Below are 12,423 nucleotides of genomic sequence, written 5' to 3' on the forward strand. Positions count from 1 at the left end.
AGACTACCAGATCATCAGAACGAGCTAAAGAAATGGTCTGGCTCTATGGCTGTCGCCCGGACCCACGTTCAGCCGATTTGAGATAGAGCGACCACGCGTCCGTCGGTTCACCCGTCTCTTTGTGTTTCACTTTCTGGAGTTGGATATCAAGCCGCGTGTTCATCGACTCACAATCGACAAATGCTTTGAGCAGTCCCGCGATCGTCTCCACGAACTCTGCATCTCCTTTGATCCGTACGTCCGATATCGATTTATTGAACGTCTTCCCTTTCTGTCCGTACGGCTTTGGGGTGATAGCATCGACAATCTCCTCAGACGTCGGTTCTGATCGTTCCCGTAGCCACTGAACCGAATCATCCTTCCGCACATATTCGTTATCCGTCCGCGGTAACTGTTCGAGATCAGTCATCCAATTATACAGTCCACAGAACAGAACGATATAGGTTATTGCAAGTGGGATTACATTTATCCGGGTTTGTAACCGCACTAAGTAAAATGTATAGGTGAAAACTTGAGGAGGCGGCCAAAAAGCTATAGATTGTTTGTAGGAATATACATAGTGTCTGACCAATGATTGTGACGAATCACTCCCTCTATGCCAGTTAACACGGACGACCTACCAACTGATCTAAAACGGCTTGATCGTGCGATTGAACAAGATATTGATATCATCGGTGAATTTGAAAATGGAGTTTATCTAATCAATGGTAATAGAGATCTCAATTACCTAGTAAACATGAATGAGTTTACCTGTACGTGCCCTGACTGGCGGAAAGAGGGAGTCGCAGGTGGATGCAAACATATCCTAAAAGTAAGAATGCACGGTTCTGACGCACCATGTATTAGTATACAAACAGGAAGCAGAGCAACCAATAACGCGAGTGATTCTACAAGCTCTTCGTATCCAGGAGACTGGAGTAGCCGCCGCAAAAAAGTCCTCAAACGAGACGAACACATTTGTCAATCATGTGGTGCACATGTAGAACAAGATGGAACCAATGCCGAGGTTCATCACTCGACCTATCTCAAAGAAGGCGGCTCAAACGACCTAGAGAACTTGCTCACGCTTTGTACAAGCTGTCACAAACGACTACACAGCAGTCCAGTCAAAGCCTCACAGGCTGTAACAGATTCATCTGAAAACTCCAGATCTACGGGCGCTAGTTCCAGCGATCATTCACCCTCGAGCCAAGAGACGCCAAAAGTGGACGCACCACCGGTAAATTCGCCATCCGCGGATAAGCGAACTCAAAGTTCGAAGAAGCCCCGTTCACTAAACAGGAACACTTCCAGTCACCGACAAACCAAGTCAAAGAACAATAGTAAACATCCTCACCAAAAGCGAGATCACAATTCAAAAACACCGGCGACAGCAGCTACCTCTACGGCTCAGCAAATCGATAGGGAGACAGTGGAAAATGAACACGATCTTGGTTTCTCCAGCATATTTCTTGGAGGGATTGTTTTATCCCTAGTACTTTGGGGTACTCTAGAAGTTCTCTTGATGGTACTTAGCTCGATGACAACATGGTCAGCAACGCGCTTTATCTTAGTCCTTGGAATAGTGGAAACAGCGGTCATTGTCGGTTATCTCAACGAAGGAACGTGAATCACCTCGAGGTTACGTGGTTCGAAACGGCCCGTGTTTCGTCATCACGAAGATCTCTGATTTTCGAATGATTCCGAGACATTCGTCCTGCTATTTCAGGGCTGACCACCGCAAATGTCGCATATATCAGCGCCACAAAAATAGCAATTGGAACGTACTCGAGTCGCGCTGGGTCGAATTCTGAATCCGGATTCTCAGAACACCTTTAGCTCGAGTGAATAGAATCGGCGATCAATCCCCGAGGTATTCTCCAGTTGTGCTGACAAACCGGCGATCCGCGCCTCAGCCAAGTCGCGAGAGAAGCGCTGTCGCCCGGTCGTTCGCGTCGGCTCGGTCGACCCCGGTTTCGACGAGCCGTTCGACCATCCGAAGTCGGATCTGGTCGTCGTCTAGGGGGTCAGTCGGTTCGATGTAGCCGTTTTCCTCGAAATACGTCTCGAGTTCGTCGGTCTTGTCGCTGTGGAACCGATTGACCTCCCCGTTTCGCAGTCCCTCAATGATCCCTTCGGCGTCACCATTGACTGATTCCGCGAGATCAGTGACCCTGTCGATGAAGTTGTCGCTGACGGCGCCGGAGTCCTCGAGGATCTGCCGGTCGACGGGTTCGCCGCGACCGACCTTCCATGCCTTCACGAAGGCGTCGAACCCGGCGGCGTTCTGTCGAACGGGTTCCAGTCGATCGGGGTCGTCAACGGCGAGGGCTCCGTTGCCGCGCTCGAGCAGGTTCTTGAGTTGGCCCCAGCGGTCGATCCCGAGTTTCAGCAATTCGTAGAGCATCTCGGGATCATCGACGACGTACCAGAGGTGTGCGGTTCCGGCCCCGCGATGGGGGTTGAACGACGGAACGTCCAGCTCCTCGCCGTAGGTTTCGTGATTGTGTCCGTCGGGGCGTGGCGGCTCGGGTACCTGGGCGGAAATCTCGTCGATGTCGGGTACCTGTACAGTTCGGTCGAGGTCGCGTGCGTCCGCCAGATCGATCACTGAGTGGTCGACGGCGTCAGTATCCTCGAGTGCGGCAAGCCACTTCGCTACCTCGTCGCCCTGTGCGGTGAAGTAAAACACCTGCCGGCCTGCTCGCGCGAGTTCGATCATCGACTCGATGATCACGTCGGCCCGCAGGTCGTCCGAATTTGCGAGTGTTTCGTCGAGGAGAAGCGGCAGCTGGACGTCTTGCTCCTGTTGCTCGACGAACGCGATTCGGACGGCCAGCAGCACCTGCAGACGGGTACCACTTGAAAGCTCGTCTAATGCAAAGCCCTTCCCCTTGGCCGTATCGAAGGCCCGGAACGAGGTTTCGTCTTCGTCGAGATCCAACCGATACCGGCCACGGGTGATTGTCGTCAAAATCTCTCGAGCGCGTTCGAAGACCACCGGCCGACCAGCCTCCAGCGTGGTTTCCTGGACGTGTCCGACGAGTACGTCACCGACCATCGCAGCGGAGTCTGACTCGAGTTGGCCCCGAAGCGATTCCAGCGCACGCTCCTTTGCTGTGATCGCCGCCTCGACCGCATCATTGCGTTTAGCCTGGTCGATCTTCGTCTCGATCTCGGCGATATCGTCGCGGATCTCGTCGTATCGATCGGCGACCTCCACCGCTTCCCGCTTCTCGTCCTCAAGTTCGGGGACGGTTCGCTTTTCGAGGCCCGGATCGTACTCCGCGTACGCCTCAAGGTCGGAGCGTTCGTTCTCGGCGACGGCTTTAGCCGATTCGACGTCTTTCACTGCTTGCTCGTAGTCGTCGACCTGCTCGCACAGGTGTCGGAGTGCGTCACGGTCACCGGGCTCGAGATCGAGATCGATGAAGACGGTGTCTCGCTCTGTCTCGAGTGATTCGATTTTCTCGGTGGCCTCTTCGATCGTCCCCTGGGTGCGCTCGAGCGTCGATTTCGCCGACTCATGCCGACTCTCACGCCGTTCGAGGTCTCGGATCACCTCCGTCGCTGGCGCCGCGTCCGCGACGTCATCGTAGCCGTACGGTTCCAGCTCGGTATGGAGCTGTTCGCGGAGCGAAGCAATCTGTCGCTCGACTGACTCGAGTTCTTGCTGGAGCCCAACTACGTCGTCGTGGGCCTCCTGCCAGTCGAGGATCCGCTTCGTGAGGACAGTGAGTTCCACGTCGGTGGCGTCCGGACTCGCACCGAGTCGCTCTTGAAGCTCTTCGCGCGTCTCCTCGAGCGATCGTTGCTTTGCTTCGAGGTTCTCCTGGTCAGGGACGAGCGTTTTGTGCAGCTGGTTACGCTCTTGGGCCACCTCATACTGGGCAAGCGCATCGTAGAGTTCGACCAGCCGGGCGTGGACATCGTCTTCCGTCCAGGAGTCCGGAGCGGCCACACCAGTCCCCTCGAACGACTCGCGGTATGGCCGCCGCGGATCGTGGCCGGTGTCCGTCGGTTTCCGGTTGCGGTAGCCGTACAGGAAGACCCCGGCCGCCGCCAGCAACGTCACGAAAAGTGCCGGATTGACCAGCAGTCCGAGCGCGATGCCGGCTACTGAGAGCATCGCAGACGAGACGAGGGCGATCCGATAGGCGGCATCGTCCGTCTCGGTATTGTCAGGTGACGGCGTCGCTAACCACTGCTCCAGCGACTGACTGGCCCGCTGCAGTGTCGCTCGATCACTGTCGAACCAGTCTACCTCTGCGTCCTCGAAGTGGGACTCGATCGCCGCTCGAGACTCGCGTTCGGCCCGCACTGACTCTGCCCGCCGGGCGAATCGCGAGACGTCCTTCCACGTGACGGGATCGAACTCAACTAGTTCGTCTTGATTGACCTCGAGGGGGATATCATGACGAGCGTTTGCTCGAGACGCTTTGACACTTTCGAGCTCTGCCTCGAGATTCCGTTTCCGGTCTTGAGCCCCCTCGAGTTCGTCCCTGCGTTTCTTCAGTTGATCAATACGGCCGGTGGGGACGCCTTCGTTTGGAAGCTCGACGTCACCGAGTTGCTGGCGGGCCTCCCGTCGTTCAGCTTCGGCCGCATTTCGTTTCTCCGTCCATTCCTGAATTTCGTCTTCGAGTCCATCCACCGTCTTGAGTTCGTTGCCGTCGACGCGCTCGAGGACATCAGAGAACTCGTCGAGTTCTGCCTGCGCCGCTTGCAGCTCGTCGCGGGTCTCGACGTACTCGATCGCTTGGTCGAGTAAGTCAACCTTCGCCTTCGCGTCTCTCGCTTCCTCGAGGGCGTCCTGGAGCGTCGAGAGCCGGTCCCGTTCCCGCTGAAGATCGGTGACGTCAGCCTGCGCCTCACGCCACTGCTGGACTGCGTTCTCCGCCTCTTTGACCTCGCTCTTGCGGCGCGTATTCGGCGTGTCGTCGTATCCCAGTTCATCGTGGACCGCCGCGAGGTCGTAGCCTCCGGCGGACTCGCGTTCGATGGTTTCGGCGAAGCTCTCGTTGCGGGTATCCTGCTGGAGGAGATCATGCAGCGAGAGCTGGTAGCGGTCGCGGTGGTCGGCGGTCGGGAGCGGTGGCCCGTTCGCGTCTTGGCCGTTGCGTTGGTAGGAGACACGTCCGCCGTCCAGTTCGATTCGCCAATCCGTCCCGTTTAGCGAGAGGGAGCCGAGGACGGTCGCTCGATCAGCGCTGGTCTCCGGCCAGAGCAGCCACTGGATCGCCTCGGCCATGGTCGTCTTCCCAGCCGCGTTCGGGCCGTGAACGACGTTGATACCCGGAGATACGTCCTCGACCGCGACCCCCTCAGACTCAAACCCAGGGGCGCGGACGAGGTCGACGCTGTCCAACGTGAGCCCCTCTGCGTCCTCGGTCATGCTTCGGCCTCCGTTTGTTCCAGCAGCGTATCGAGGACCAGCCTAGCCTGTGTTTCGAGCGTCTCTATCGCATCGTCTCTGTCGGGACGGTCTATGTCTGTCTCCTGCCTGAGCACGGTGTACGCGCTGGCGTTGTGGGCCTGGCGCATAGCGTCCAGTGATTCCCCGAGGAGTCGTTCGTTCTCGTCGCTCAGCTCGCCATTCTTGAGTTCTATGAGCAGCTTGGCGACGGCCGCGACCGCGTCGTCGCCCGTAGCGCGCTCCTCGAGGTCGACCTCCGGTCGCGTGTCGACTTCGACGGCCTCGATGCGGACGTCGGCCGAGCCCGCCCTGGTACCTAGCTGCTCCCGGATCGCGTCACTTCGATCGACGAGATCTGCGTGGGCTTCCGTCCGGCCCATGAGTCGGATACAGGGGAGTATGAGTTCCAGTGATCCGTGCCCCGACAACGACTCAACGTGTTCTCGGAGGCGGTCGGAGATTTTCGGCATGGCGGCCTTCGGATCCTCGATACCGGAGACGTCGATCTCGAGGGTATCATAGCGGACTGTCGAGAGCGGGATCCGTTCAACAGCCGGCTGGTCGTTCGAGTCAATTGATAGCAACCACGGACCGTGAGGACCTGATTCACCCGGATCAAGTGCCTGTGGTGATCCCGGATAACAGACCAACGGGTTGGACTTATTCGGGATCGACGGTCTGTGAATGTGGCCAAGCAGCCACGCCATCACCGGCTTCTCACGAAGGTCGGCGAGTTCGACTGGCGCATACGGGCTCTCCCGAGAGCCAAGATCGGCGTGCAGGACGCCAATTCGCGGTACGTTGCTGTCGGGCAGGTCGTACGACTCAAGCGGGGACTCATAGACGTGCTCGTCAGGGAACGACCAGCCGTCGAAGCGGACGAGCGGCTGGCCGTCGCGCTCGAGAGTCCAGTAGTCCCATGTCCCGTCCTCCCCGAGTAGGTGGAGGCTCTCGAGCTCGAGATCGCGCTGGATTCGTGGAAACACGTCGAAATCATGGTTTCCGGCCACTGCGACGACGGGAATGTCGGCGGCGTCAAGTCGAGCGGCGCCGTCCTCAAAGGCACCGTAAGCCTCGAAATACTTGTTCTCTCGATCGGCGACGTCGCCGCTGATTGCGACCGCATCGACGTCGCGCTTGATGGCCTCTCGGACGATATCTCGCCAGACGGCAGTCGGCGAGAACTCGGGACTATCTAAATCTTTGGGGATCCGACTGGAGTGACGTCCTAGGTGAATGTCACCCGTACAGAGGATCGTAATTTCATCCCGCACCATGTTTCTCAGATGATGTGCCTCTGGAGAACATAACTATATAAATCCAGTGATATTTTGTTAAATCTGGCAGACTTCAACGAGTGGCGCGGGGGAAGAAGCCTGAGTTGCTGGTTTGGAGATGTTAGACAGATAAGTTAGGTGTTGGGGATTGCACCATTGACAAGACCATCAAAAACTGTCCGAAGTGCATTGCCGAGCATCGTCAGGACTCAGGACGCGCTCTGCACGCCCGTAGGTTTGAGTGCAAACCGTTCCGTTGAATCCGTACTGACACCCGCGTTCCCGTCCAGAACAGAGTCGCGGCACAGTTCAGAGTCTCATCGGAGTTCGATTCTTCGTCGTAGTCGTGCGGATACGACTGGTCATCGTGGCCGGCTCCAACACTGCTTCCTCCGATGGTACCAACACTACTGGATCTCAACAGCAGACGCTCAAAGTCATTTTTTGTGCGCCTGAGAGGCTCGAGGCGCAACTGAGTGTGCCTCGAGATCACTGATGAGTACGGATCAGCCACTGCAGAGCGACCCGCATCGGAACGAATCGGCCCAGACAGACACAAGCGATCGAGACCGCAGCTATCCAGGTGACGTTGCCCACCTACACGGACATGAGCTCGTCGCCATTGACGAGTGGCTCCTCGGCACGGAGCCGTCACCGTACGAGATTGACCTGACTGAGGGTCACGAATACCCGACACGCTACTGGCGCTGCAGAAAATGTGGACACGAACGCGGCCGTCGAGACGAGTTCACCAGCCCTTGTGACACCCCACAGCCACCAACTGCACTCGAGGCGGGTGGGTACTCGATCGACGAACCACGAACTCGCCGTGCACTTACCGAAGATATAGACGTACGATTCGGCCAACAAGGACCCGTCTATACCGTCCTCAGCGAGAGTGGAACAACGTACGTAGTCGACGTCGAAAAAGAGACGTGCACCTGCCCTGATTTCGAACAGCGCCAACCAGACGGGGGTTGCAAGCATCTCCGCCGTGTTGACCTCGAGATTCGGACTGGACTTGTTCCTGCACCAGATGGGACGTTCGTTCGGTAACCACTGCCTCTCCGATATAGCGGCCTACTCTCAAATTGAAAGTTCAGAGACTCATATCCACGCCCAATACCGTGGGCGACTGGACTGAAGCGATGACTGCCTGAGATCGGATCGAAGCCGTTGCTTTCACACTTCGTGAGCTCCGGTCGGTCAACTGGACAAAAGAACAAGCGGAGGTTGCATCTTGGGAAACAACGAAATCCCAACTCGAGTATCTCATTGATGCAGGCCAGCTCACAACCGTCGAGATAGACACCGATACCCGCTACAAGATCGATCCGATGCGAGCGTATCTCGACCATGTCTAGGAGCTTGTCGTCGAAAATACGAAAGACGAGCTCCGAGACGAACTCGAGGCAATCGCATCGGAGATTGGAACGTGGAAACGCAAATACGACGTCGATTCACTGCAAGAGCTCGAGCCAACGTCGAATAGGTACTCCGCTCACAGCACGCCGACACGACCGTGGACTGTCCACTGAAATCGGGTGGTAGACGGATGGGCAAGGGAACGCACTCCCCGGACAGAAGCGTAGTCAACTCAATCGCCTTCGGCGGGAGCATCGACGCAGTCGATAGCGATCAAAACGTGAACGAAATCTTGGATACAGTCTCGGTGAAATCCGTCGGATCGTAAGTGCGCTCGAGTTGCCAGACTCGCTGTGCGAACAGGCGTGTCTGCTCATTCGGCGTGCCCAAGGAGAGGACCTCTGTTAAGGGCGGTCACTTGAGGGAAGTGCAGCAACGAGCGTCTACGCAGTGTGTCGGTGCAATGGACTCAGACGGACCCTCGAAGAGATCAAGCAGGTGGCGACGTGCTCACGATCAGAGCTATAGTAGCCACTGGAAGTCAATGCACACCTGGTCGCACGACAGCTGTGCGATCAGTGTGTAAATAGTTCCAGTTGTTACTATAGAGTGTGCGTACTCGGAGATGAACACCGACCTCGAGATACTAAACCAATTCCACGGCTACAGAATGCCCTCCCACGACTCGCAGCCACGCCCGAGGTTCCAGATGAGATTCGACACCGAGCACTCGAGTTAGCAACGCTCGCAGAAGATGCTGGGATCTCAAGTGGACGTCGTCCTCGAGGCTTCGCTGCAACCTGTCTATACCGAGCCAGCCACGAGTTCGGTTATGGGCTCTCACAGCAAGAGGTTGCTGACAGTGCAAACACGTCGACGACGATTCGAGCACACCGTGATGGCCTGCTCGAAGTCCTCGAAGATCGGAAGTAGTTACCTCACAAGGTTCAACGGCAAAGTATCGTGGGGTGACTTGAAGTGAAAGCTGAACAAACGCCTCAGAAGTTCGTTGATCGGTCTCGGCTTGAGTTTAAGTAGGAGACGTGCCTACAAAGAGTACCTCGATGAATCAAAGATATCACGATCGCCAGGAACTTCGGTCGCTTGGAGAGGCGTTCCTCGGTGTCAATCTCACCCTTGAGGGAAAACGATACCACAGTAACAGAAGTCTGTAACAGACATCTCTTACAGACGAGTGTGTAACCAAACTACCGTACCCTCCCGAAGTAGAATGACTCTTACACGCCCAACTGCGAGTTCGAACCGATGAAACTCGTCTCGGTTGCGGCACTCGACGAAAACCGAGTAATCGGAAAGGACGGTGACGTCCCCTGGCGCTTGCCCAAGGACGTCGAACAGTATCGGGCTCGAGTCGCCGACTCGCCGGTCATCCTCGGTCGGCGAACGCACGACGAGATGAACGCTGACCCTGCTGGGTCACACCGGATCGTCCTGAGTCGCACCCGGTCCGACAGTGACGATGCCACGACGACGTACGTCTCGTCGGTCGAAGCGGCCATCGAGACGGCAGCGGCGACGGACTCGAGTACGGCGTACGTTCTGGGCGGTGAATCGATCTACGAACTCTTCCAGCCCCACGCCGACGAGATGGTGCTGACTCGAGTGGCCGGCGACCACGACGGTGATTCGTACTTCCCGTCCTGGGAACGCGACGAGTGGCGAGTCGACAATCGGACGTCGTACGAGTCGTTTACTGTCGAAAAATGGGTCCGGTCCGACCGACCGGCAGTTATCGACGTTGTGAATTGAGACGACCGTCATGCGTCGGTTCCGATAGAATCGGTACTCGCCTGCGGTCCGTGTAACTCGAGGGTTCGGTCGTAATTGCTGCACGACTTGCTCACGATCGCACTCAGCGGCCACCGGGCTGAGTCGTCTGGAACGTTCTGCCCGAGTGGGAGCTTGGCTGGACGGACGACCAAAGGGCGAGTAGTGTCTCTTCCGGAGGTGCTGGTTACCGAAACTTTGCCAGTGGTCACCAGACGACGGCCGGGGATCAGTGGCTGAGAACGATTGTACTCTCGAGACCGGTCTCTGGCCGAACTGGTCCGCTCGGAATCGTAGCTCGAAACGTTTTCACACAGCGTGTTGGTTTACGGACCGCCCGAGGACTGTCCGAGAGCATGACGTGCCTGGCCTGTTATCGAAGCCCATGACGGGCATCTATTACAGACGTCTGTAACAGTCGCTCGTCACAGTTGATCGAGAGGGCTTACTGAGTGAACTCCGAGAATAGCTCCAGACGGCCATCTGTTACAGATGAGCATATGTTACAGGCATCTGTGAAAGAAGTCTGTACCAGAGTTCCGTTACGCATCATAGGCCGGCCGATCTGTCCGTAATGTATCTCTGTGACAGATATCGTAACGAGATTCGAGGGAGCGATCGACGCCGTCGGCCGAAATACGAACGCTCCCGGACCTGCCACAGATAGCTGTTATAGGCGTCTGTAATAGATATCTGTATATTGAGTCAGACACAGCGAGCTCGGAAATGAGCCTCTGGATCGAACCACAATCGGTAGCATGTGCTCGAGTCTGATCGCATGTAAGAGCGAACTACAGGTGTCTGTCACAGCCACTTGACACGCCCAGATATCACATCCATGTATTACAGGAACCAATTACATACGTCTGTTATAGACGTCTGTTACGAGCATCTGTTCCGATAATGAGTGACGACATTCTGGGACAGAATTAAGTACTCTAAATCGAAATTACTCCGCGTATGATTACCGTTGTCGTCTACTCGGAATCGGGCGGGACGTTCAAAACCACGACGACCGCTAACCTTGCGGCGGCGTGGGCTCGGATGGGGCTGGACGTCTGCGTCATCGACCTCGATCCACAGGAGGGGAATTTGACGAGTCTCTTCGACGTGGGCGAGCACCGAAGCGATCCCGACGTGGACAACCTGGTCAAACACATCCTCGAGATGCCCGACGGTGACTTCGACGACCTGATCGAGACGTCCGACGAGGGGGTAGACGTCATCCCAAGTCACGACATGCTCAGCGACTTCACGTCGAATCTCGAGCAGAAGATTTCCTACGAGACGGGGATGAAGAACATGAGCAAAGCGGAGTATCCACGGTACGAACTCCTCCACGAGTTGCTCTGGGAGAAGCAGGCGTTACACGAAGAGTACGACGCCGTTCTCATCGACCCGAACGCCCGCGCGGAAGACCTCCTTTACAATGCTATCTTTGCCCTCCGCACGCTCGTCGCCCCGGTCAAACCCGCAGGAAAAGGCAACCTGAGTCTGGACGGACTCGAAGAGCTCGTAGCGAACATGAGCGACGAACTAGATATACAGATCGGGCTTTCCTGTGTCATCCCATCTGGTGTCGGACAAACCAACGCCCACCAGCAGTACTACAAACAGTTCGACGGAACCGACGAGTTCGATACCCCGGTCGCCATCGCAGACCGAGAGAGCTTGATGGACACGATGTGGGAGGCCCGAGGATCGGCGTTTAAAGTCCTCGAAGAGGGGTGGAAGACGTTCGAAGACGACGGTGAGATGGTCAGTGAGCCGGGGCACCGTAGAGTGCGAGACAGGGAAGTAGAAACGCTGTGTGATCTCTACGAGCTCGCGGCGTTTATCGCCACCGACACGTTCGGCGTCGACGTCGATACGGAACTGGTCCTCGACATCCAGGACGACGAACCGAGGACGTTCGACGTCCGAGAACGGGCGGAAACGGAGGTCGTGACACGATGACCAGCTTCAAATCCGGTTCCGGGAACCTGGATTTCGGCGACGGAGGATCCGACTCGTCCGACCGATCGGACGAAGACGAGGAGTCCGCGACGGACTTTACAGAACGTGATAGTGATTCTGGACAAACCAAGAATAGAAAAGATAGTGATAGTTCAGGGCCAGAGACAGAAGGCCGTTCGTCGGCGGAGAAACCGCCGGAAGAGTATCCATACTTCATCCGTCGAAGCAACGTTTCCGACGAAAGGAATCGGCGGATCGAGATCCACCTTCGTGAGCAGGTCCACAGTCAGGAGTCCGAATTTCGCCAGGAGCTCGCCACCCACCTCGACGTCGACGACGTCTCGAAGACGGACGCCCGCGAGTTCGCTCTCATCCACGCGTTTCGAAACCCGGAGGCAGTCGCAGAGTTGATGGCCGAGGAAGGGTACGGTGTATTCGACTAACTCCCGACACAAATCCTAAAACATCAGTTTAGCAGATAGATAATAAGGCCATTATTTTTCCTCATATTTCCAACAAAGCCACGACTGTTGGGCCGAAACTCGTCACTCACGGTTCCAGTGCGGTCGAACGATCGAACGAAACCAGCGTCTCATACGGTCTGCTATGAGTCTTTACCGGTCGATCGCAGAACGGTGGGCG

Annotated in this window: 9 protein-coding genes and 2 pseudogenes; 8 read left to right on the top strand and 3 right to left on the bottom strand. The window is 56.6% G+C overall.

From position 1 onward, the window contains the following. Positions 1 to 43: 43 nt before the first annotated feature. Positions 44 to 409 (bottom strand): hypothetical protein, encoded by a 366-nt coding sequence (locus EA473_RS09755; protein ID WP_124195476.1) that lies wholly within the window; start codon positions 407 to 409, stop codon positions 44 to 46. 408 nt (positions 410 to 817) lie between these two features. Between EA473_RS09755 and EA473_RS23225 the strand changes: the two genes are divergently transcribed. Then, positions 818 to 1,609, top strand: a complete 792-nt coding sequence (locus EA473_RS23225) for an HNH endonuclease (protein ID WP_394341304.1) — start codon at positions 818 to 820, stop codon at positions 1,607 to 1,609. Positions 1,610 to 1,891: 282 nt separating this feature from the next. Here EA473_RS23225 and EA473_RS09765 read toward each other — a convergent pair whose 3' ends face one another. Further along, on the bottom strand, positions 1,892 to 5,374 hold the full coding sequence (locus EA473_RS09765) for an AAA family ATPase (protein ID WP_124195478.1): 3,483 nt from the start codon (positions 5,372 to 5,374) through the stop codon (positions 1,892 to 1,894). Continuing rightward, a complete protein-coding gene (locus tag EA473_RS09770) occupies positions 5,371 to 6,672 on the bottom strand; it encodes a metallophosphoesterase family protein (protein WP_124195479.1) in 1,302 nt (433 codons plus the stop codon). The genes EA473_RS09765 and EA473_RS09770 overlap by 4 nt, the downstream gene beginning before the upstream one ends. Before the next feature lie 495 nt (positions 6,673 to 7,167). Here EA473_RS09770 and EA473_RS22760 point away from each other — a divergent pair, with 495 nt between their 5' ends. The 7 genes and pseudogenes from EA473_RS22760 (at position 7,168) to EA473_RS09805 (ending at position 12,224) form a co-directional block, all read left to right on the top strand. Then, the gene (locus EA473_RS22760; RefSeq protein WP_124195480.1) at positions 7,168 to 7,728 is read left to right on the top strand and encodes a hypothetical protein; all 561 of its coding nucleotides are present in this window, start codon (positions 7,168 to 7,170) and stop codon (positions 7,726 to 7,728) included. 110 nt (positions 7,729 to 7,838) lie between these two features. After that, a pseudogene (locus EA473_RS23375) lies at positions 7,839 to 8,210 on the top strand (DUF7342 family protein). Next, positions 8,152 to 8,515 (top strand): annotated as a pseudogene (locus EA473_RS23380) (transcription initiation factor IIB family protein); the annotation flags it as partial. The pseudogenes EA473_RS23375 and EA473_RS23380, both read left to right, overlap by 59 nt. A 131-nt stretch (positions 8,516 to 8,646) precedes the next feature. Next, complete coding sequence (locus EA473_RS23385; RefSeq protein WP_243645224.1) at positions 8,647 to 8,970, top strand: transcription initiation factor IIB family protein; 324 nt, start codon at positions 8,647 to 8,649, stop codon at positions 8,968 to 8,970. A gap of 333 nt (positions 8,971 to 9,303) precedes the next feature. Continuing rightward, on the top strand, positions 9,304 to 9,807 hold the full coding sequence (locus EA473_RS09795) for a dihydrofolate reductase (protein WP_124195481.1): 504 nt from the start codon (positions 9,304 to 9,306) through the stop codon (positions 9,805 to 9,807). 978 nt (positions 9,808 to 10,785) lie between these two features. Next, the gene (locus EA473_RS09800; RefSeq protein ID WP_124195482.1) at positions 10,786 to 11,781 is read left to right on the top strand and encodes a ParA family protein; all 996 of its coding nucleotides are present in this window, start codon (positions 10,786 to 10,788) and stop codon (positions 11,779 to 11,781) included. Next, a complete protein-coding gene (locus EA473_RS09805; protein ID WP_124195483.1) occupies positions 11,778 to 12,224 on the top strand; it encodes an acyl-CoA dehydrogenase in 447 nt (148 codons plus the stop codon). The genes EA473_RS09800 and EA473_RS09805 overlap by 4 nt, the downstream gene beginning before the upstream one ends. Positions 12,225 to 12,423 lie beyond the last annotated feature (199 nt).

Origin of the sequence: Natrarchaeobius chitinivorans (assembly GCF_003841505.1) — an archaeon.
Taxonomy (GTDB): Archaea; Halobacteriota; Halobacteria; order Halobacteriales; family Natrialbaceae; genus Natrarchaeobius; species Natrarchaeobius chitinivorans.

Bases quoted from the DNA above. Each gene is read 5' to 3' on its own strand.
- EA473_RS09805 (WP_124195483.1), top strand. From the start codon at position 11,778: ATGACCAGCTTCAAATCCGGTTCCGGGAACCTGGATTTCGGCGACGGA.
- EA473_RS23225 (WP_394341304.1), top strand. From the start codon at position 818: ATGCACGGTTCTGACGCACCATGTATTAGTATACAAACAGGAAGCAGA.
- EA473_RS22760 (WP_124195480.1), top strand. From the start codon at position 7,168: ATGAGTACGGATCAGCCACTGCAGAGCGACCCGCATCGGAACGAATCG.
- EA473_RS09755 (WP_124195476.1), bottom strand. From the start codon at position 409: ATGACTGATCTCGAACAGTTACCGCGGACGGATAACGAATATGTGCGG.
- EA473_RS09765 (WP_124195478.1), bottom strand. From the start codon at position 5,374: ATGACCGAGGACGCAGAGGGGCTCACGTTGGACAGCGTCGACCTCGTC.
- EA473_RS09770 (WP_124195479.1), bottom strand. From the start codon at position 6,672: ATGGTGCGGGATGAAATTACGATCCTCTGTACGGGTGACATTCACCTA.
- EA473_RS09795 (WP_124195481.1), top strand. From the start codon at position 9,304: ATGAAACTCGTCTCGGTTGCGGCACTCGACGAAAACCGAGTAATCGGA.
- EA473_RS09800 (WP_124195482.1), top strand. From the start codon at position 10,786: ATGATTACCGTTGTCGTCTACTCGGAATCGGGCGGGACGTTCAAAACC.